An 18,255-nucleotide genomic window follows, 5' to 3' on the forward strand; every position below is an offset into this window, starting at 1 on the left:
CGACCGGATCGGGTGCCGACATCGTGTCCGGGGGCCGCGGCGTGCGCCGTCGGCCTAGGATGCGGTGTCCGCCGCCGCGCGAGCAGACCGGCGGCGCGACCACGGACGACGGCGAGATCAGGAGGCACGTGTGACCGAGGCGATGCCCGGGTTCACTCCCGAGCCGGGTGAGGTGGACACCGACCTGGTGGTGGTCACGGGATTGTCCGGCGGCGGGCGCAGCACCGTGGCGCGCGCCCTGGAGAACGTCGGCTTCTACGTGGTCGACAACCTGCCTCAGGCGCTGATGCTCGACATGGCACAGTTGGCCTTCGCCGCCGGTGGAGCGGCCCGGCGCACCGCCATGGTCCTGGACGTCCGCAGCCGGGCGTTCTCCACCGACCTGGCCGGCGCGGTGCGCGAGCTCAGGGACCGCGGCTTCTCGCCTCGCGTGGTCTTCGTCGACGCCGACGACGAGGTGCTGATCCGCCGCTTCGAATCGGTGCGCCGGTCGCATCCGCTGCAGGGCGACGGCCGGCTGGCCGACGGGATCGCCGCCGAGCGCAAGCTGCTCGAGGAGGCGCGCGACCAGGCCGATGTGATCATCGACACCAGTCATCTGAACGTCAATCAGCTACGCCGCCGGGTGGAGGAGCTGTTCGGCGGCGAGGACGCGCGCAAGCTGCGCATCACCGTGCTGTCCTTCGGCTTCAAGTACGGCCTCCCGCCGGACGCCGACTACGTGCTGGACGCCCGGTTCCTGCCCAACCCGTTCTGGGTGCCGGAACTGCGCGACCACACCGGCTTGGAGGAGGGCGTCAGCGGTTACGTGCTGGGTCAGGAGGGTGCCGCCGACTTCGTCACCACCTACGCCTCCCTGATCGCCGCCACCGCGCCCGGCTTCGAACGCGAGGGCAAGCGCTATCTGACCGTTGCGGTCGGCTGCACCGGCGGCAAGCACCGCAGCGTGGCGATCGCCGAGGAACTCGCCGCCCGGTTGCGCGACATCCGGCTGTCCGCGCACTCCTCGCACCGCGACCTGGGGCGGGAGTGACCGCCCGGCGGCCGATCCGGGTGGTGGCGTTCGGTGGCGGCCACGGCCTCGGCGCGTCGCTGCGGGCGCTGCGGCGCAGCGCGTCGTCCGTGGAACTGGACATCACCGCCGTGGTTACGGTCGGTGACGACGGCGGATCCAGCGGCCGGCTCCGGGCCGAGCGGGACGCGTTGCTGCCGCCCGGTGACCTGCGGCAGGCGCTCGCCGCGCTGGCCGACGACGATCCGGTGGCGCAGCGCACGGCGGCCCTGCTGCAGCATCGGTTCGCGCCGATCGGCCGGGTCGCCGGCCTCGACGCGGCCGATCCGCTCACCGGGCACGCGGTGGGCAACCTGCTCCTGCTCGGTCTGATGGAACTGGTCGGCGATCCGGTGCTCGCCCTCGACCATGCCGCGGCGATGGTCCAAGCGCGGGGGCGGGTGTTGCCCATGGCCACGCACGCCGTGGGCATCGAAGCGGACGTGTTCGGCGGAGACCCGTCCCGGCCGGGGGAGACGGTGACGGTGCGCGGCCAGCACGCCGTCGCGGTCACTCAGGGCCATGTGGAGGCGGTTCGGCTGACCCCCGCGGAGCCGCCCGCCTGCGAGGCCGCGCTCGCCGCGATCGCCGATGCCGACTGGCTGATCTTCGGGCCGGGTAGTTGGTACACCAGCGTCCTTCCGCACCTGTTGGTGCCGGAACTGGCCGCGGCGATCGTGGCCAGCCCGGCACGCAGGCTGATCACCCTCAACCTCGGCTCGGACAACGAGACGGCCGGCTTGTCGGTGGCCGACCATCTGGCGGCGCTGCACTGGTATCTGCCGGGACTGCGCGCCGACGCGGTGCTGGCCGACGCCCGCTGGGTGCCGGAGCCGGAGCCCGTGCGTGACGCTGCGAAAGCCCTGGGTGCGCGCCTGATTCTGGCATCCTTGGCCGTTGCGGACGGCAGTCCCAGGCATGATCCTGAGTCGTTGAGCGTTGCACTGGTTCCCCTGCTGGGCGCCGTTCGTTAAGCATCAGGCATACCAAGTCACACTTTTTTCACATCTGTACGCACGAGGTGACAACACAATGGCGATGACGGCAGCGGTCAAGGACGAGCTGAGCCGCGTGGACGTTCCCAAGCCCTGCTGTCGCCGGGCCGAGATGGCTGCCCTTCTACGCTTCGCGGGCGGCTTGCACATCGTGTCCGGCCGCGTCGTGGTCGAGGCGGAACTGGACACCGGTTCAGTGGCCCGCCGGCTGCGCCGCGAGATCGCCGATGTCTACGGCTACCCCAGCGAGATCCACGTGCTGGCCTCCGGCGGCCTGCGCAAGGGCAGCCACTACATCGTCCGGATCGTCAAGGACGGCGAGGCGCTGGCGCGCCAGACCGGCCTGCTGGACGTGCGTGGCCGCCCGGTCCGCGGCCTGCCGCCGCACGTGGTCTCGGCCAACGTGTGCTGCGCCGTCGCCGCATGGCGAGGGGCGTTCATGGCGCACGGTTCGCTGACCGAGCCGGGCCGCTCCAGCGCCTTGGAGATCACCTGCCCCGGCCCGGAGGCGGCGCTGGCGCTGCGCGGCTCGGCGCGCCGCATCGGCATCACCGCCAAGGACCGCGAGGTGCGCGGCGTCGACCGGGTGGTGATCAAGGACGGCGACGCGATCGCGGCGTTGCTCACCCGCATCGGCGCGCACTCCAGCGTGCTGGCCTGGGAGGAGCGGCGGGTACGCCGTGAGGTGCGGGCGACCGCGAACCGGCTGGCCAACTTCGACGACGCGAACCTGCGCCGTTCGGCGCGTGCGGCGGTCGCGGCCGCGGCCCGGGTCACCCGCGCGCTGGAGATCCTCGCCGACGAGGCGCCGAACCATCTGACCTCGGCCGGGCGGCTGCGCCTGGAGCACCGGCAGGCCTCGCTGGAGGAACTGGGCGCCCTGGCCGATCCGCCGTTGACCAAGGACGCGATCGCCGGGCGCATCCGGCGGCTGCTCGCACTGGCCGACAAGCGCGCCCGGGACCTGGGCATCCCGGACACCGAAGCGGCCGTCACCCCGGAGATGATGGCCTGCTGACCAGGCTCCCGAGGGTTTCCGGAGGGCCGCGCCTGAGGTAACGGTCAGGTTGCGGCCCCGATGGCATGCCGGGAAGGTCACTCGGATAGGGTCGCTGTGACGGCGACGTTGCCGGAGCATGGCCGCCCGCGCCGTGACCCGCCGACTGGCCGCGGCGGTCCGTCCGGGCGCGGCGGCCCGATCATGACGCCGGCCCTCGCATACAGGTCGGCACACAGACCTCCGCCGGTCCCGATTCCGGCGGACCGAAACGAGGAGACCCACCTGTGACCATCCGGGTTGGCATCAACGGCTTCGGCCGTATCGGCCGTAACTTCTTCCGCGCGGTGCTCGCCTCCGGCGCGGACATCCAGATCGTCGGTGTGAACGACCTCACCGACAACGCCACGCTGGCGCACCTGCTCAAGTACGACTCGATCCTGGGCCGTCTGCCGCTTGAGGTGAAGGCCACCGCCGACGAGATCACCGTGGGCGGCAGCACCTTCAAGGCCTTCGCCGACCGCGACCCGGGCAACCTGAAGTGGGGCGACCTGGGCGCCGACGTCGTCATCGAGTCGACCGGCTTCTTCACCGACGCGACCAAGGCGAAGGTGCACGCCGACAACGGCGCGAAGAAGGTCATCATTTCGGCGCCCGCCAAGAACGAGGACATCACCGTCGTGATGGGCGTCAACGACAACCTCTACGACGCCGCCCAGCACACGGTCATCTCGAACGCCTCCTGCACCACCAACTGCCTGGCGCCGATGGCGAAGGTCCTGAACGACGCGATCGGGATCGACAAGGGTCTGATGACCACCATCCACGCGTACACGCAGGACCAGAACCTGCAGGACGGCCCGCACAAGGACCTGCGCCGTGCCCGCGCCGCCGCGCTCAACGTCGTGCCGACCTCGACCGGCGCGGCCAAGGCCGTCAGCCTGGTGCTGCCGGAGCTGAAGGGCAAGCTGGACGGTTTCGCGATGCGGGTGCCGATCCCCACCGGCTCGGCGACCGACCTGACCTTCACCGCCAAGAAGGAGACCTCGGTGGACGAGGTCAACGCCGCCATCAAGGCCGCGTCCGAGGGTGCTCTCAAGGGCATCCTGACCTACACCGACGAGCCGATCGTGTCGGCCGACATCGTCACCGACCCGGCCTCCTGCATCTTCGACGCCGGCCTGACCAAGGTCATCGGCAACCAGGTGAAGGTGGTCGGCTGGTACGACAACGAGTGGGGCTACTCCAACCGCCTCGTCGACCTGGTCAAGCTGGTCGGGGCCTGATCCTGCCGTGAAGACTCTCGACGACCTGCTCGGCGAGGGGGTCTCGGGTCGGCGCGTGCTCGTGCGCGCCGACCTGAACGTCCCGTTCGACAAGACGAATCCCGGCACCATCAGCGACGACGGCCGTGCCCGTGCGGTGCTGCCCACCCTGGTGGCGCTGCGCGACGCGGGCGCGAAGGTGATCGTGTGCTCGCACCTGGGCCGTCCCAAGGGTGCGCCGGACCCGCGATACACCCTCGCCCCGGTGGCGACCCGGCTCGGTGAGCTGCTCGGCTCGCCGGTCGCGTTTGCCGCGGACACCGTCGGCCCGGATGCGCAGGCCAAGGCCGGCGCGCTGGACGGCGGCCAGGTGCTGCTGCTGGAGAACCTCCGCTTCAACGAGGGTGAGACAAGCAAGGACGACGCCACCCGCGGCGCCTTTGCGGACCAGCTCGCCGCGTTCGCCGACGTCTACGTCGACGACGCGTTCGGCGCGGTGCACCGCAAACACGCATCGGTGTACGACGTGCCTGCTCGCCTGCCGCACTACGCCGGCGGTCTCGTCCTCACCGAGGTCGAGGTGCTCCGGCGCGTGTCGCAGGCCCCGGATCAGCCCTACGTGGTGGTGCTCGGCGGCTCCAAGGTCTCGGACAAGCTCGCCGTCATCCAGGCGCTGCTGCCGAAGGTCGACAAGCTGCTCGTGGGCGGCGGGATGTGCTTCACCTTCCTCAAGGCCCGCGGACACGAGGTGGGCAAGTCGCTGCTCGAAGAGGAGATGGTGGCCACCTGCCGCGACCTGCTCGCGCAGGCGCAGGGCCGGATCGTGCTGCCGGTGGACGTGGTGGCGGCCACCGAGTTCTCCGCCGAGGCGGACGCGGTGACCGTGCCCGCCGACCAGATCCCCGCCGACCGGCTGGGTCTGGACATCGGTCCGGAGTCGGTGGCGCTGTTCGCGGACGCCGTCGGCTCGGCCCGGACGGTGTTCTGGAACGGCCCGATGGGCGTGTTCGAGCTTGCCCCGTTCGCGGCCGGCACCCGGGGCGTCGCCGAGGCGATCACCAAGATCGACGGGTTCTCGGTGGTCGGCGGGGGCGACTCGGCCGCCGCCGTGCGCGTCCTCGGCCTGGACGAGTCCGCCTTCGGGCACATCTCAACCGGTGGCGGCGCGTCCCTGGAATACCTTGAGGGCAAGACGCTGCCCGGCGTCGCGGCGTTGGAGAGCTGAGGCATGAGCGACCAGACCCGCCGGCCGATCATGGCCGGCAACTGGAAGATGAACCTCAACCACTTCGAGGCCATCCTCCTGGTGCAGAAACTCGCTGCCGGTCTCACCGAGCAGCAGCTCGCCGACGTCGAGGTGGCGGTGCTGCCGCCGTTCACCGACCTGCGCAGTGTGCAGACCGCGGTGGACGGGGACAAGCTGCACCTCGTGTACGGCGCGCAGGACCTGTCTCCGCATGCGGGCGGGGCGTACACCGGGGACATCTCCGGCGCCATGCTCGCCAAGCTGGGCTGCACGTACGTGGTGGTCGGCCACTCCGAGCGTCGCGAGTACCACCACGAGGACGACGCGCTGGTGAACGCCAAGATCAAGGCGGCGTTCGCGGCCGGGCTGACGCCGATCTTCTGCGTCGGCGAGGGACTGCCGGTCCGGGAGGAGAGCGGGCAGGTGGCACACTGCACCGCTCAGCTCGACGCCGGGCTGGACGGCCTCAAGCCGGAGCAGATCAAGCAGATCGTGGTCGCGTACGAGCCGGTCTGGGCGATCGGCACCGGCAAGACCGCCACCCCGGAGGATGCGCAGGAGGTCTGCGGCGCGCTGCGGGCTCGCATCGCCGAGCGGCACGGCAAGGAGGTCGCCGACGCGGTACGCATCCAGTACGGCGGTTCGGTGAAGGCGGCGAACATCGCGTCGATCATGGCTCAGCCGGACGTCGACGGTGCTCTGGTCGGCGGCGCCAGCCTGGACGCCGAACAGTTCGCGTCGATCGCGCGTTTCCGGGAGCACGTGGCGCGCTAAGGGTGTGTTTGACGTACCCGGCCGTCCGACGGCGGCCGGGTACGGCTATTGTGGGTCCGCGGATCTGCCCCTTCGAGAGGAACGAACCCGACCATGCCGATCGCGTTCGCATACACGTTGATCGTGTTGCTGATCATCACCAGCGTTCTGCTGACCCTGCTGATCCTGCTGCACCGTGGCAAGGGCGGCGGCATGTCGAGCATGTTCGGCGGTGGCGTGTCGTCCAGCCTGGCCGGTTCGTCGGTGGCGGAGAAGAACCTCGATCGCTACACGGTCCTGGTGGGTGTCGTGTGGTTCGCCTGCATCGTCGGCCTCGGACTGTGGTTGAAGCTGGCCCAGACATCCTGAAGCCCCTATACTCTGCCGCGCGGTCCGGCCACCCCGGGTCGCGCGGCGCTTTTCTTGCACAGGTTTCACCCCTTCGTGCCCGCCTCCTTCAAGGAGTGACAACGGTGTCCAGTGGCAGCGCGATTCGTGGCAGCCGCATCGGCTCCAGCCCCATGCGCCCCGACGAGCGCAGCGAGCCCGCCCCGCGGCGAGAAGTCACCTATTTCTGCTCCGCCGGTCACCAGGCGGAGGTGCGGTTTGCCGCCGACGTGGCCGCGCCGGAGACCTGGGACTGCCCGCGCTGCGGCCAGCCCGCCGGCCTCGACCAGCAGAACCCGCCCGGCCGGTTGCGGGCCGAGCCGTACAAGTCGCATCTGGCCTATGTGAAGGAGCGCCGCTCCGACGCCGATGCCGAGGCCATCCTGGCCGAGGCGCTGGCCAAGGTGCGCCAGCGCCGAGGCGAGTAGGGTGCCGCCAGCGCCGGGGCGAGTGACGGCGGCGGCTCAGAGCGGGCGCGTGTCCCGGCCGAGATAGATCACGCCGGAATCGCCGACCGGCAACTCGGTGAATCCGAGCCGGTGATAGAACGTGCGGGCGCCGGTGTTGTCCGGGGCCATGCCCAGGTGAACCCGCGCGACGCCGGCGTCGTGCAGGCCGGCCAGGAACGACGCCATCAGCTTGCGCCCGAGCCCCCGTCCCTGCCACGGCGGCAGCAGATCGATGTGCAGGTGCGCCGGATAATCGGCGAGCTCCGGAACCGCCATCCGTTCCGGGTGGTGGTGCATCCAGAGCATGCGGTGCTCCCGGGTGACGGGCGGGTCGGGCGGCAGCGGCCGACGCAGCGCCGGAATCCACTCGTCGCGGTAACGACGGGCGAATCCGGCGCTGTCGGCCGTGCCGACGACATAACCGACGGGGGTGCCGTCCCCGTCGTCGAGGATCCGGGCGCGTTCCGGTTCGAGCGTCACGTACGGCGCGGCGAACAGGTCACCCATCAACCTGTCGTCGGAGTACATCCCACGGGCGTCACCGCCGCTGTCGGCGGTGCGCACGCAGATGTCGTAGACGGTGTCGAGGTCGGCGGGGCGGTAGGTCCGGATCATCGGTTGCACGCGTCGCAGTCTAGGAGCCCGCGATGATCCGGCCGCGGACCGGAGCCGGGCGGCTCAGCGCTTGGCCGCGGCCGCCTCGTCCAGCATCCAGAGCGTCCGTCGGCCGCCGGTGGCGTGCGCGGCCGGCAGGTCGGCGCCGGACAGGGCCGCGCCGACCACGTCCGCCTTGCCGTCGCCGGCGGCGATCAGCCACACCTCGTCGGCACCGCGGATCACCGGCATGGTCAGGGTCACTCGCACCGGCGGTGGTTTCGGGCTGTCGTGCACCGCCGCGGTGATTCCGGTGGCGTCCCGCACCGGGTGGCCCGGGAAGATCGACGCCACGTGGCCGTCCTCGCCCACGCCGAGCATCAACACGTCCAGCCGCGGCACGGCCGAGCCGCCACTGGTGAGCTCCGCCGCGTACCGGCGAGCCGCAGCCTCCGCGTCGTCGCCGTCCGGACCGTCCGACGCCGGCATGGCATGCACCCGCCGGGGATCCAGCGGCAACTGGTCCAGCAGCGCGGCGCGCGCCTGGGTTTCGTTGCGTTCCGGGTCGCCGGCCGGCAGGAACCGCTCGTCGCCCCAATAGAGGTCGACGCGGGACCAGTCCACGGCGCGGGCGGCCGGCGTCTCGGCCACCGCGGCCAGCACCTTGGCCGCGATCTGTCCGCCGGTCAGCACCACGGCGGCGGTGCCCCGCTCGGCCTGCGCGTCGACGATTCTGGTCACCAACCGGGCCGCGACCGAGGACGCCAACACGTCGGCGTCCGGCACGACAACTACGGTGGTCTCGCTCATGATCTCCTCATCCGTACGCAAAAGGGGTGGCGGTCTCAGGCCGCGCTGCCGCCCGGTCCGGCGAAGGCACCGGTCGCGTCTCCTGACCGGGCCGCCAGCGCCGGGTCCTTCCAGACGTGTACCCGCATCGGGGAGCGGGCATTCAAGCCGGGCACGCCGGCCATCGCGCCCAGCGCGTCGCCGTAGATCTGGTCGGGGTCCAGCCGGCGCAGTTCCTCCGCCAGCTCGTCGCCGACCGGCCGCTTCGGCAGCGGCATGTACCGGTCCTCCTGACCGCTGCGGCTGAACAGCGCCGTGCCCTCATCCCGGGTGACCGTGACGCAGTCACCGTTGGCGCACTGCAACTGCACCGAATGCATGCGCGGGGCGCGGTCGGTCGGCTCCCACACCGGCTCGACGCCCAGCCGGGACTGCAGCCAGCCCTTCATCAGGGCGGCGGTGGGGTCGTTCGGCGGCGCCACGATCGTCGCCCCGGTGACCCGCTCCTCGGTGGTGTCGAATGCGCCCGCGACGAGCGTGCGCCACAGGGTGATCCGGGTCCACGTGAGGTCCGTGTCGCCGGGCGCGTAGTCGTCCGCCCGCCGACGCAGCGCGGCGACCGGGTCGTCGGCCAGCTTGCTGTCGGTGATCCGGCGGTCCGCCACCACGCCCAGGAAGTCGTTGGCGATCACGTCCGGGGGCGTGTCGTGCCACCAGGTCACCACCGGCACGTCCGGCGCCAGCAGCGGCATCACCACGGACTCGGCGTGCAGCGCCAGACGCCCGTACATCCGCATCACCACCGCCTCGGCCGGTCCCAGGCGCCCGCCGACCACGATCTCCGCGTCCAGCCTGCTGCGCCCCTCCAGATCGGAGCGGACCACGATGAGCAGGCGGCACGGGTGTGCGGCCGCGGCGATGGTGGCGGCTGCCTCCGCCTCCCGGACCTTCTTCTCCTCGACCACTGCGACAAGCGTCAGCGCGAGGCCGGAGGCCACACCGCCCGCGCTGCGCCGCTCGGCCGCCAGGGCCTTGACGACCTCGTTGCCGGTGGTGTCCCACAAGCCGATCACTTCGTTCCCCCTGCCATCAGGCTCGCCGCCACGCGCGGCCCTCGCGGGCCAGCATTTCGTCGGATGCGCGCGGTCCCCATTCGCCCGCGCGGTAGCGTTCCGGCTTGGTGCCCGCCCACCCCGTCTCCAACGGGTCGATGACGCGCCAGCTCTGCTCCACTTCGGCCGCGTCCGGGAACAACGTCCGGTCGCCGACCAGCACGTCCAGCACGAGACGTTCGTACGCCTCCGGGCTGGACTCGGTGAACGCCTCGCCGTACTGGAAGTCCATCGCGATGTCGCGGACCTCCATCGTGGTGCCGGGCACCTTGGAGCCGAACTTGAGCACCACGCCCTCGTCCGGCTGGACCCGGATGACGAGCTGGTTGTTGCCCAGCATCTCCACGTCGGCCGGGTCGAAGGGCAGGTGCGGCGCCCGCTTGAACATGATCGCGATCTCGGTCACCCGGCGCGGCATGCGCTTGCCGACCCGCACGAAGAACGGCACGCCGGCCCAGCGGCGGTTCTGAATGCCGAGGCGCACCGCCACGTACGTCTCCGTGGTGGAGTCGTCCGGCACGCCCTTCTCCTCCAGGTAGCCCACCGCACGCTCGCCGGCCACCCAGCCTTGCAGGTACTGGCCGCGTACGGTGCCCGTGGCGATGTCGTCGGGGATGCTGATCGCCTTGAGCACCTTCAGCTTCTCGGCCCGGATCTCGTTGGGGTCGAAGCTCGTCGGCTCTTCCATGCCCACCAGGGCCAGCAACTGCAGCAGGTGGTTCTGCAACACGTCACGGGCGGCGCCCGCCGCGTCGTAGAACGCGGCCCGGGTGCCGATGCCGACGTCCTCCGCCATGGTGATCTGCACCGAGTCGACGTACTTGGAGTTCCACACCGGCTCGAACAGGCTGTTCGCGAAGCGCAGCGCGAGGATGTTCTGGACCGTCTCCTTGCCCAGATAGTGGTCGATGCGGAAGACGTCCTCCGGGGTGAACACCTCGTCGACGAGCTGGTTCAGCGCCTTGGCGGTCTTCAGGTCGTTGCCGAACGGCTTCTCCACCACCACCCGGCGCCAGCCGCCGGACTTGGCGTTGTCCGCCATCCCGGTGCGGTTGAGCTGGTTGAGCACCAGCGGGAACGCGGCGGGCGGGATGGAGAAATAGAATGCGGCGTTGCCCGCGATGCCGTTGCGTTCGCGCAGATCGTCCAGCGTGGCGGCCAAGTGGTCGAAGGCCGCGTCGTCGTCGAAGGAGCCGGGCACGAACTGGAACTGGCTGGCCAGCCGCTGCCAGACGTCCTCACGCCAGGGCGTGCGGGCGCCCTTCTTGGCGGCCTCGTAGGCCAGCGACTCGAAGTCGCCGTCGCCCCAGTCGCGCCGGGCGAAGCCGAGCACCACGAAACCGGGGGGTAACAGGCCGCGGTTGGCCAGATCGTAGACGGCCGGGATGAGTTTCTTTCGGGACAGGTCGCCCGTGACTCCGAAGATCACCAGAGCACACGGCTCGGGGATCCGGGGTAGCCGACGGTCCTGTGCGCTGCGCAGCGGATTACCCACGTCTGCCATCCTGCCAGTTTCCTGCGGTCATGCAGGGTTACGTCGAAGAGTCGCCGCGATTGCCCGCGTCGACTCGATTGCTGGGGCGTGGACGCACCGCCGGGCCCGCCGTGTGACGACGGGCCCGGCAGTCAGTGCGCCGGTGGCGCGGGTTACTTCGCGGCGGCGTCGCTCGGGTTGCCCGCACCCTGGGCGGCGGCCTTCAACGACTTGTCGACGTCCTCGAGCAGCTCCACCCAGCTACTCTCGAACTTCTCCACGCCCTCGTCCTCCAGGACCTGCACCACGTCGGCCATGTCGACGCCGACGGCGGCCAGATCGGACATGGCCTGGCGGGCCGCGTCGTACGCGGTGGTGACGGTGTCGCCCTTGGTCTCGCCGTGGTCGGCGTACGCGGTGATCACCGACTCCGGCATGGTGTTCACCGTGCCGGGGGCGATGAGCTGCTCCACGTAGATGGTGTCCGGGAAGTCGGGGTTCTTGGTGGACGTGGACGCCCACAGCGGACGCTGCGGGTGCGCACCCGCGTCGGCCAGCGCCTGCCAGCGGTCGGTGGCGAACGCCTCGGTGTACGCCTCGTACGCGAGCTGGGCGTTGGCGATCGCCGCCTTGCCCTTGAGCGCCTTGGCCTCGTCGCTGCCGATCTTGTCGAGGCGCTTGTCGACCTCGGTGTCGACACGGGAGACGAAGAAGGACGCCACCGAGCCGATCTTGGTCAGGTCGTGTCCGTTCTCCTTGGCCTGCTCCAGACCGGACATGAACGCGTCCATCACCGCGCGGTAGCGCTCCAGCGAGAAGATCAGCGTCACGTTCACGCTGATTCCGGCCGCCAGGGTGGCGGTGATCGCGGGCAGCCCGGCCTTGGTGGCCGGGATCTTGATGAACAGGTTCGGCCGGTCGACCAGCCACCACAGAGTCTTGGCCTCGGCGATGGTCTTCTCGGTCTGGTGGGCCTTGCGCGGGTCCACCTCGATGGAGATCCTCCCGTCCACGCCGCCGGACGCATCGTACGCCGGACGCATCACGTCGCACGCCCAGCGTACGTCGTAGCCGGTCATCAGCCGCACGGCCTCCTCGACCGTGACGCCCTGCGCGGCCAGCTCGCGCACCTGCGCGTCGTAGGCGTCGGCGTCGGCCAGCGCCTTGGCGAAGATGGTCGGGTTGGTGGTGACGCCCACCAGATGCTGCTCACGGCGCATCTGGTCCAGCCCGCCGCTGGACAGGCGCACACGGGAGAGGTCATCGAGCCACACCGCCACCCCTGCGGCGGAGAGCTCGGCCAGCCTATCGGTCATCGCGATCGCTCCTCAGTCGTCTTGTGCAGTGTGGCTCAGTTGCCGGTGGTTCCGCCGGTGATCTCGCCGACCTTGGCGAGCGCGGCGTTGGCCTTGGCCACCACGTTGTCCGCGGTGAACCCGAACTGCTCGAACAGGGTCTTGGCCGGGGCGCTGGCACCGTAGTGCTCGATGCTGACCGCCTCGCCGGCCTCGCCGAGCAGCCGGTCCCAGCTCATCCGGATGCCCGCCTCGACGCTCACCCGGGCCTTGACGCCCCGCGGCAGTACCCGCTGCTGGTACGCGGTGTCCTGCTCGAAGAACCACTCCTGGCAGGGCATGGAGACCACGCGGGTGGGCGTGCCCTGCGCCTCCAGGCGTTCCTGGGCGGTGAGGCAGTGCTGCACCTCGGAGCCGGTGCCGATGAGGATGACCTCGGGCGTGCCGCTGGACGCCTCGGACAGGATGTAGCCGCCACGGAGCACGCCCTCGGCCGAGGCGTACGTGCTCCGGTCGATGGTCGGCAGGCCCTGGCGGCTGAGCGCCAGTGCGGTCGGGCGGTCGGTGTGCTCCAGCGCGCCGCGCCAGGCCCAGGCGGTCTCGTTGGCGTCCGCCGGGCGCACCACGTCCAGGCCGACGATGGCCCGCAGCGCGGACAGCGTCTCGATGGGCTGGTGCGTCGGGCCGTCCTCGCCCAGGCCGATGGAGTCGTGCGTCCAGACGTAGGTGACCGGCAGCTTCATCAGGGCGGCCAGCCGCACCGCGGGACGCATGTAGTCGCTGAACACCAGGAACGTGCCGCCGTACGGGCGGGTGCCGCCGTGCAGCGCGATGCCGTTGAGGATCGCGCCCATGCCGTGCTCGCGGATGCCGAAGTGCAGCGTGCGGCCGTATTCGTTACCCGGGAACGACTTGGTCGCGTACTCCGACGGGATGAACGACGGCTCGCCCTTCATGGTGGTGTTGTTGCTCTCCGCCAGGTCGGCCGAGCCGCCCCACAGCTCCGGCAGGACCGGGGCGAGGGCCTCCAGTACCTTGGCCGAGGCGGCGCGTGACGCGATGCCCTTGGCATCGGCGGGGAACTCCGGCAGCGCGGCGGCCCAGCCGTCGGGCAGCGTGCGGGTGGCCATCCGGTCGTGCAGCTTCTTGGCGTCCGGGTTTGCCCCGGCCCAGGCGTCGTAGGACTTCTGCCACTCCGCGTGCGCCTGCGCGCCGCGGGCGGACACCTGGCGGGCGTGCTCGATCACCTCCGCGTCGACGGCGAAGGTCTCGTTCGGGTCGAAGCCGAGGATGGTCTTGGTGGCCGCCACCTCGTCGGCGCCCAGCGCCGAGCCGTGCGCCTTGCCGGTGTTCTGCTTGTTCGGCGCGGGCCAGCCGATGATGGTGCGCAGCACGATGAAGGAGGGGCGGTCGGTGACCGACTGGGCCTCCATGATCGCCTGGTGCAGCGCCTCGACGTCCTCGTGGTAGTCGCCCTTGGCCGGGTCGCCGGTGCGCCAGTCGACGGTCTGCACGTGCCAGCCGTACGCGGCATAGCGGGCCCCGGCGTCCTCGTTCTTGGCGATCCGGGTGTCGTCCTCGATGGAGATCTCGTTGTCGTCGTAGATCAGCGTGAGGTTGCCCAGCTTCTGCACCGAGGCCAGCGCGCTGGCCTCGTGGCTGACGCCCTCCTCGATGTCACCGTCCGAGCAGAACGCGTAGACGTGGTGGTCGAACGGCGAGGCGCCGGGCTCGGCGGCCGGGTCGAACAGGCCGCGTTCGCGGCGAGCGGCCATGGCCATGCCGACGGCGTTGCCGATGCCCTGACCGAGCGGGCCGGTGGTGACCTCGACGCCGGGCGTGTGGCCGTACTCGGGGTGGCCGGGCGTCAGCGAGTCCCACTGGCGCAGCGCGGCCAGGTCATCCAGGCTCAGGCCGTAGCCGGCCAGGTAGAGCTGGATGTACAGGGTGAGGCTGGAGTGCCCACAGGAGAGTACGAAGCGGTCCCGGCCGACCCAGTTCGGGTCGGTCGGGTCGTGCCGCATCACCTTGTTGAACAGCAGATATGCGGCGGGAGCCAGGCTCATCGCCGTGCCGGGGTGGCCGTTGCCGGCCTTCTCCACGGCGTCCATGGCCAGCACCCGGACGGTGTCTACCGCCTTGCGGTCGAGGTCGGACCAGTTGAGAGCAGGATGTTTGGCAGCCACGTCGGTGAGCTCCTCGGGCATGGAATGTTCGAATCCTTTTGCACTTGACCCTATCTACATGGGCTAAACCCCCGCCCGGGGAACGGGGGAGGCCCATACGCTGAGAGCGGACACGATGGTTCACGGACGGTCCGCTGCCGGGGATCACCGATGTGACGCCGTGCACCCGCGACGGGTCGCCCCGGCTGCGTGCCGCGCTGCGCGTAGTCTGTCCGAGCGTGCCGCCGGCCCTGGCCGGCAAGGGCCCGTGTGTCAGGCCGTGCCGAAGCCGGAAGGTGGCTGTCCGTGAGCATGATCACCGAGCGTCCCGTCTACGGGAAGCCCGGCCTTCCGGACCGCCCTCGGCAAGAGGCGGCCCCGGTGCGGCGTGACCTGGCCGGCGTGATCAAGGCGTACGTGGCGCTGACCAAACCGCGCATCGTCGAGCTGCTGCTGGTCACCACGGTGCCCGCCATGATGCTCGCCGCGGGCGGGCTTCCCGACCTGGTCACGGCGGTGGTCGTGCTGATCGGTGGGTCGCTGGCCGCGGGTGCCGCGAGCGCGCTGAACTGCTACATCGACCGTGACATCGACCAGTTGATGCGGCGCACCAAGCGGCGCCCGCTTCCCGCGCACAGCGTGACTCCGCGGGCGGTGCTGATCTTCGGCTTGGCGCTGGCGGCCGTTTCGCTGGTGCTCATGGGCGTCTTCACCAACGTGCTGGCCACCGTCCTGACCGCCGCCGCGATCGTGTACTACGACGTGGTCTATACGATGTGGCTGAAGCGCCGCACGCCGCAGAACACGTTCTGGGGCGGGATTTGCGGCGCCGCCCCGGTGATCATCGGATGGGCCGCGGTGACCGGCTCGGTGGCCCCGCTGGGCTGGGCGCTTTTTGCTGTTGTCTTCTTTTGGCAGATGCCGCATTTCTATGCGCTCGCCATCAAGTACAAGGCCGACTATGCCCGCGCGGGCATCCCGATGCTCCCGGTGGTGCGGTCCGCCGCCCGGGTGAACCGGGAGATCCTGGTGTTCACCGTGCTCACGGTGGTCGCGTCGCTGGCCGCGTGGCCGCTGGGCATGGGCCCGGTCTACGGCGTGGCGGCGGTGCTCACCGGCGGTCTGTTCCTCGCCGAGGCGGTGCGTCTGGTGTCGCGGTCGCGACGCGGTGAGCCGCTGCACGCGATGCGGCTCTTCCACCTGTCCACGACATACTTGACGCTGCTGTTCATCGCGGTGGCGTGCGACGCTCTCCTCTGAGTGAACCGCCCGCCGTTTTGCCCCATTTGTCGATGAACCGGGCGTAGCTCATTCGGCGGATTGCGGTCACCCCGCAATTCAGGCGCAATACGGTCAAAGCAGGGTGAGGAACGGCTAAACTCCCTGGTAATTGGCATCACACAACAGGGGTGAAGTTACTTGCGATGGGGCCAAGGTTGCTTAGGCTGCCCCCCATGGCAGAAGGTTCCGGCACATTGACCGCCGACATCAAGTCGTTCGCCGGCCAGCACGGCGGCGCGCGTGCGGTCATCGAATACGTCGGCAAGCGGGGCGCACGCATCGTCCTGGTCGGCGAAGACGGCGAGTGGTCTGACCAGTTCGTCGCCGGCGGCACCGACGTGGCCCGCCGGGCTTGCGACGAGGCGGGTGTCCAAGTGGAGAACGAGTGGGAGCGCGAGCTCATGGAGCAGATGCGTCCCAGCAACGACCTCTGGCGCTCGATGGCCCGACGGAGCATGGCCCGATGACGCAGCCCGGCTAGCTTCTCACCCATGACCTCAGCGCACTCCCCTTCCACCACCCATGTCGCAGCGACCCGGGAAACCTCCCGGGTCGCTCTTGTCACCTGCACCCGGATGCCCGACCTGCACCCCGACGACCAGGGCTTGCGCGCGGCGTTGCGCGCCCGCGGCGCCCGGGTGGACGCGGTGAGCTGGGACGACCCGGCCGTGGACTGGGCCGGTTACGACCTCGCGGTGCTGCGCTCGACGTGGGACTACACCCAACGGCGCGACGAATTCGTGGCCTGGGCGAGCCGGGTGCCCCGCCTGGCCAACCCGGCGCCAATCGTCGCCTGGAACACCGACAAGCACTATCTGCGCGACCTCGCCGCGGCCGGGCTGCCGGTCACGCCGACCACCTTCGTGGAACCGGGACAGCGGTGGACGGCGCCGGACTCCGGCGTCTGGGTGGTCAAGCCGGCGGTCAGCGCGGGCAGCCTGGACACCGGCCGGTACGAGATGCCCGGCGCGTCGCACGCCGCCACGGCACATGTGGACCGGCTCACCGCGGCCGGGCGGACCGTCATGGTGCAGCCCTACCTGGAGGCAGTGGACACCGTGGGGGAGACGACGGTGCTGTGCTTCCCGGACGCCACCGGTGCGCTCGCATACAGCCACGGCGTCCGCAAGCCCGCGATGCTGACCGGCCCGGATGGCGGCGACCCGGAGCCGTGGGCGCGGGAGCGCATCGCCGCGTGCACCCCCGCCCCCGCCGAGCTGGCGGTGGCCGAACGGGTGCTGGCCGCGGTGCCCGGCGGGACCGGACAGTTGCTCTATGCCCGGGTCGACCTGATCCCCGGTCCGGACGGCGAGCCGCTGCTGCTGGAGCTGGAGCTCACCGAGCCGTCACTGTTCTTCGATCACGCGCCGGGCGCGGCCGACCGGATGGCGGACGCGGTGCTGGCACGCGCGTGACCGGCCGGCGCCGGGGACGCGGAGATCGGTGTCTCCGGCGCGGGCGCGCTCGCCGCGGGCGCGTCGACGGCGGACGGCACGGCGACGGCGTGCGCCCGCTCTCGCAGGCTCCACAGCATCGCCAGCGTGCCGATCCACACCAGCGTCGCGCCCAGCATGTGGGCACCCACCAGCAGCACCGGCAGGTGGGTGAAGTACTGCACGAAGCCGATCAGCCCCTGCGCCAGCTCGATCCCGACCAGCACGGCCGCCGCCCGCGCCGCGGCCGGCGGCGCCTGCACCGCGCGCAGCGCGAACCACAGCGCCGCGGACAGCCCGATGAGCAGGAAGACCAGGTCGGCGTGCGCCTGGGCGACGGTGGCCGGGTCCAGGCCGGTGCGCCGGGCATTCTGGTCGCCCGCGTGCGGGCCGCTGCCGGTGACGATCACCCCGGCCACCAGGACGGCCGCGCTGGCCACGGCGGTGAGCCGGGCCAACGTCCGGACGTGCGCGGGCACCAGCGCCCGCGCCGGGCCGTCGCCCTCGCCGGTGCGGCGCCACAGTGCGTACGCCCCGGCGATCAGCGCCATGGAGAGCAGGAAATGCAGGCCGACCACCCACGGGTTGAGGCCGGTCAGCACGGTGATGCCGCCGATCACGCCCTGGCCCGGGATGCCCAGGCCGACCGCGAGCGCGAGCAGCACCAGCGAGCGGCGGCGCGGCCGCAGCAGCGCGACGACGAAACAGGCCAGCGCGATCAGGGCCAGGGCCACGCCGAGCACCCGGTTGCCGAACTCGATCACCCCGTGCGCGCCCATCGCGGCGGTGGTGGTGTAGGAGTCGGCGGTGCACCGCGGCCACGTCGGACACCCCAGGCCGGAGCCGGTCAGCCGGACCGCGGCGCCGGTCACCACCAGAGCGGCGTTGGCGATCAGAGATGCCAGGGCAAGGGGACGCAGCAGACCGAACCTCACGTCACGGATCGTACGCGTGGGCCCTGCGGCCGCT

The 18,255-nt window shown here is 70.9% G+C and carries 18 protein-coding genes; 11 read left to right on the forward strand and 7 right to left on the reverse strand.

The window, feature by feature from the left end:
* The first annotated feature begins 142 nt into the window (after positions 1 to 142).
* The 8 genes from rapZ to IEY73_RS00760 all read left to right on the forward strand — a co-directional run bounded on the left by rapZ (position 143) and on the right by IEY73_RS00760 (position 7,122).
* On the forward strand, positions 143 to 1,033 hold the full coding sequence (gene rapZ / locus IEY73_RS00725; RefSeq protein ID WP_189077757.1) for an RNase adapter RapZ: 891 nt from the start codon (positions 143 to 145) through the stop codon (positions 1,031 to 1,033).
* Positions 1,030 to 2,025: a gluconeogenesis factor YvcK family protein gene (locus IEY73_RS00730; protein ID WP_189077050.1), complete on the forward strand. Its 996-nt coding sequence runs from the start codon at positions 1,030 to 1,032 to the stop codon at positions 2,023 to 2,025. Before rapZ ends, IEY73_RS00730 begins: the two co-directional genes overlap by 4 nt.
* Before the next feature lie 58 nt (positions 2,026 to 2,083).
* Positions 2,084 to 3,064, forward strand: a complete 981-nt coding sequence (whiA, locus tag IEY73_RS00735) for a DNA-binding protein WhiA (protein WP_189077051.1) — start codon at positions 2,084 to 2,086, stop codon at positions 3,062 to 3,064.
* Between the two features lie 266 nt (positions 3,065 to 3,330).
* A complete protein-coding gene (gene gap, locus IEY73_RS00740) occupies positions 3,331 to 4,329 on the forward strand; it encodes a type I glyceraldehyde-3-phosphate dehydrogenase (protein ID WP_189077052.1) in 999 nt (332 codons plus the stop codon).
* Between the two features lie 7 nt (positions 4,330 to 4,336).
* The gene (locus IEY73_RS00745; protein WP_189077053.1) at positions 4,337 to 5,533 is read left to right on the forward strand and encodes a phosphoglycerate kinase; all 1,197 of its coding nucleotides are present in this window, start codon (positions 4,337 to 4,339) and stop codon (positions 5,531 to 5,533) included.
* A 3-nt stretch (positions 5,534 to 5,536) separates the two neighbouring features.
* The gene (gene tpiA, locus IEY73_RS00750; protein WP_189077054.1) at positions 5,537 to 6,328 is read left to right on the forward strand and encodes a triose-phosphate isomerase; all 792 of its coding nucleotides are present in this window, start codon (positions 5,537 to 5,539) and stop codon (positions 6,326 to 6,328) included.
* 93 nt (positions 6,329 to 6,421) lie between these two features.
* A complete protein-coding gene (secG, locus tag IEY73_RS00755) occupies positions 6,422 to 6,676 on the forward strand; it encodes a preprotein translocase subunit SecG (RefSeq protein ID WP_189077055.1) in 255 nt (84 codons plus the stop codon).
* A gap of 104 nt (positions 6,677 to 6,780) precedes the next feature.
* Entirely contained in the window at positions 6,781 to 7,122 is a 342-nt protein-coding gene (locus tag IEY73_RS00760) for an RNA polymerase-binding protein RbpA (RefSeq protein WP_189077056.1), read from the forward strand.
* A 36-nt stretch (positions 7,123 to 7,158) separates the two neighbouring features.
* Here the strand turns inward: IEY73_RS00760 and IEY73_RS00765 are convergent, their stop codons facing one another.
* The 6 genes from IEY73_RS00765 to tkt form a co-directional block, all read right to left on the reverse strand.
* Positions 7,159 to 7,758: a GNAT family N-acetyltransferase gene (locus IEY73_RS00765; RefSeq protein WP_189077758.1), complete on the reverse strand. Its 600-nt coding sequence runs from the start codon at positions 7,756 to 7,758 to the stop codon at positions 7,159 to 7,161.
* 63 nt (positions 7,759 to 7,821) lie between these two features.
* The gene (gene pgl, locus IEY73_RS00770) at positions 7,822 to 8,547 is read right to left on the reverse strand and encodes a 6-phosphogluconolactonase (RefSeq protein WP_189077057.1); all 726 of its coding nucleotides are present in this window, start codon (positions 8,545 to 8,547) and stop codon (positions 7,822 to 7,824) included.
* Positions 8,548 to 8,582: 35 nt separating this feature from the next.
* A complete protein-coding gene (locus tag IEY73_RS00775; RefSeq protein WP_189077058.1) occupies positions 8,583 to 9,599 on the reverse strand; it encodes a glucose-6-phosphate dehydrogenase assembly protein OpcA in 1,017 nt (338 codons plus the stop codon).
* Between the two features lie 16 nt (positions 9,600 to 9,615).
* On the reverse strand, positions 9,616 to 11,133 hold the full coding sequence (gene zwf, locus IEY73_RS00780; protein WP_189077759.1) for a glucose-6-phosphate dehydrogenase: 1,518 nt from the start codon (positions 11,131 to 11,133) through the stop codon (positions 9,616 to 9,618).
* Between the two features lie 152 nt (positions 11,134 to 11,285).
* Positions 11,286 to 12,428 carry a transaldolase gene (gene tal, locus IEY73_RS00785; RefSeq protein WP_189077059.1) on the reverse strand — a complete coding sequence of 381 codons (1,143 nt, stop codon included), beginning with the start codon at positions 12,426 to 12,428 and terminating at the stop codon, positions 11,286 to 11,288.
* Between the two features lie 35 nt (positions 12,429 to 12,463).
* Entirely contained in the window at positions 12,464 to 14,614 is a 2,151-nt protein-coding gene (gene tkt / locus IEY73_RS00790; RefSeq protein ID WP_189077060.1) for a transketolase, read from the reverse strand.
* 264 nt (positions 14,615 to 14,878) lie between these two features.
* Between tkt and IEY73_RS00795 the strand changes: the two genes are divergently transcribed.
* From IEY73_RS00795 to IEY73_RS00805, 3 genes are all read left to right on the forward strand, one after another.
* Complete coding sequence (locus IEY73_RS00795) at positions 14,879 to 15,832, forward strand: heme o synthase (RefSeq protein ID WP_373292717.1); 954 nt, start codon at positions 14,879 to 14,881, stop codon at positions 15,830 to 15,832.
* 164 nt (positions 15,833 to 15,996) lie between these two features.
* Positions 15,997 to 16,320 (forward strand): hypothetical protein, encoded by a 324-nt coding sequence (locus IEY73_RS00800; RefSeq protein WP_373292730.1) that lies wholly within the window; start codon positions 15,997 to 15,999, stop codon positions 16,318 to 16,320.
* Between the two features lie 24 nt (positions 16,321 to 16,344).
* Positions 16,345 to 17,268, forward strand: coding sequence for a DcsG N-terminal domain-containing protein (locus tag IEY73_RS00805; RefSeq protein ID WP_189077062.1), 924 nt, complete (start codon positions 16,345 to 16,347; stop codon positions 17,266 to 17,268).
* Here the strand turns inward: IEY73_RS00805 and IEY73_RS00810 are convergent.
* A complete protein-coding gene (locus IEY73_RS00810; RefSeq protein ID WP_373292732.1) occupies positions 17,214 to 18,230 on the reverse strand; it encodes a COX15/CtaA family protein in 1,017 nt (338 codons plus the stop codon). The two genes, IEY73_RS00805 and IEY73_RS00810, sit on opposite strands and share 55 nt — an antisense overlap.
* Positions 18,231 to 18,255: the final 25 nt, after the last annotated feature.

Origin of the sequence: Mangrovihabitans endophyticus, assembly GCF_014646155.1 — a bacterium.
Classification (GTDB): Bacteria; Actinomycetota; Actinomycetes; order Mycobacteriales; family Micromonosporaceae; genus Actinoplanes; species Actinoplanes endophyticus.

Excerpts from the sequence above, each read along its gene's own strand:
- tpiA (WP_189077054.1), top strand. The coding sequence starts at position 5,537 with ATGAGCGACCAGACCCGCCGGCCGATCATGGCCGGCAACTGGAAGATG.
- IEY73_RS00805 (WP_189077062.1), top strand. The coding sequence starts at position 16,345 with ATGACCTCAGCGCACTCCCCTTCCACCACCCATGTCGCAGCGACCCGG.
- IEY73_RS00800 (WP_373292730.1), top strand. The coding sequence starts at position 15,997 with ATGGGGCCAAGGTTGCTTAGGCTGCCCCCCATGGCAGAAGGTTCCGGC.
- whiA (WP_189077051.1), top strand. The coding sequence starts at position 2,084 with ATGGCGATGACGGCAGCGGTCAAGGACGAGCTGAGCCGCGTGGACGTT.
- secG (WP_189077055.1), top strand. The coding sequence starts at position 6,422 with ATGCCGATCGCGTTCGCATACACGTTGATCGTGTTGCTGATCATCACC.
- tkt (WP_189077060.1), bottom strand. The coding sequence starts at position 14,614 with ATGCCCGAGGAGCTCACCGACGTGGCTGCCAAACATCCTGCTCTCAAC.
- tal (WP_189077059.1), bottom strand. The coding sequence starts at position 12,428 with ATGACCGATAGGCTGGCCGAGCTCTCCGCCGCAGGGGTGGCGGTGTGG.
- IEY73_RS00765 (WP_189077758.1), bottom strand. The coding sequence starts at position 7,758 with ATGATCCGGACCTACCGCCCCGCCGACCTCGACACCGTCTACGACATC.
- rapZ (WP_189077757.1), top strand. The coding sequence starts at position 143 with ATGCCCGGGTTCACTCCCGAGCCGGGTGAGGTGGACACCGACCTGGTG.
- pgl (WP_189077057.1), bottom strand. The coding sequence starts at position 8,547 with ATGAGCGAGACCACCGTAGTTGTCGTGCCGGACGCCGACGTGTTGGCG.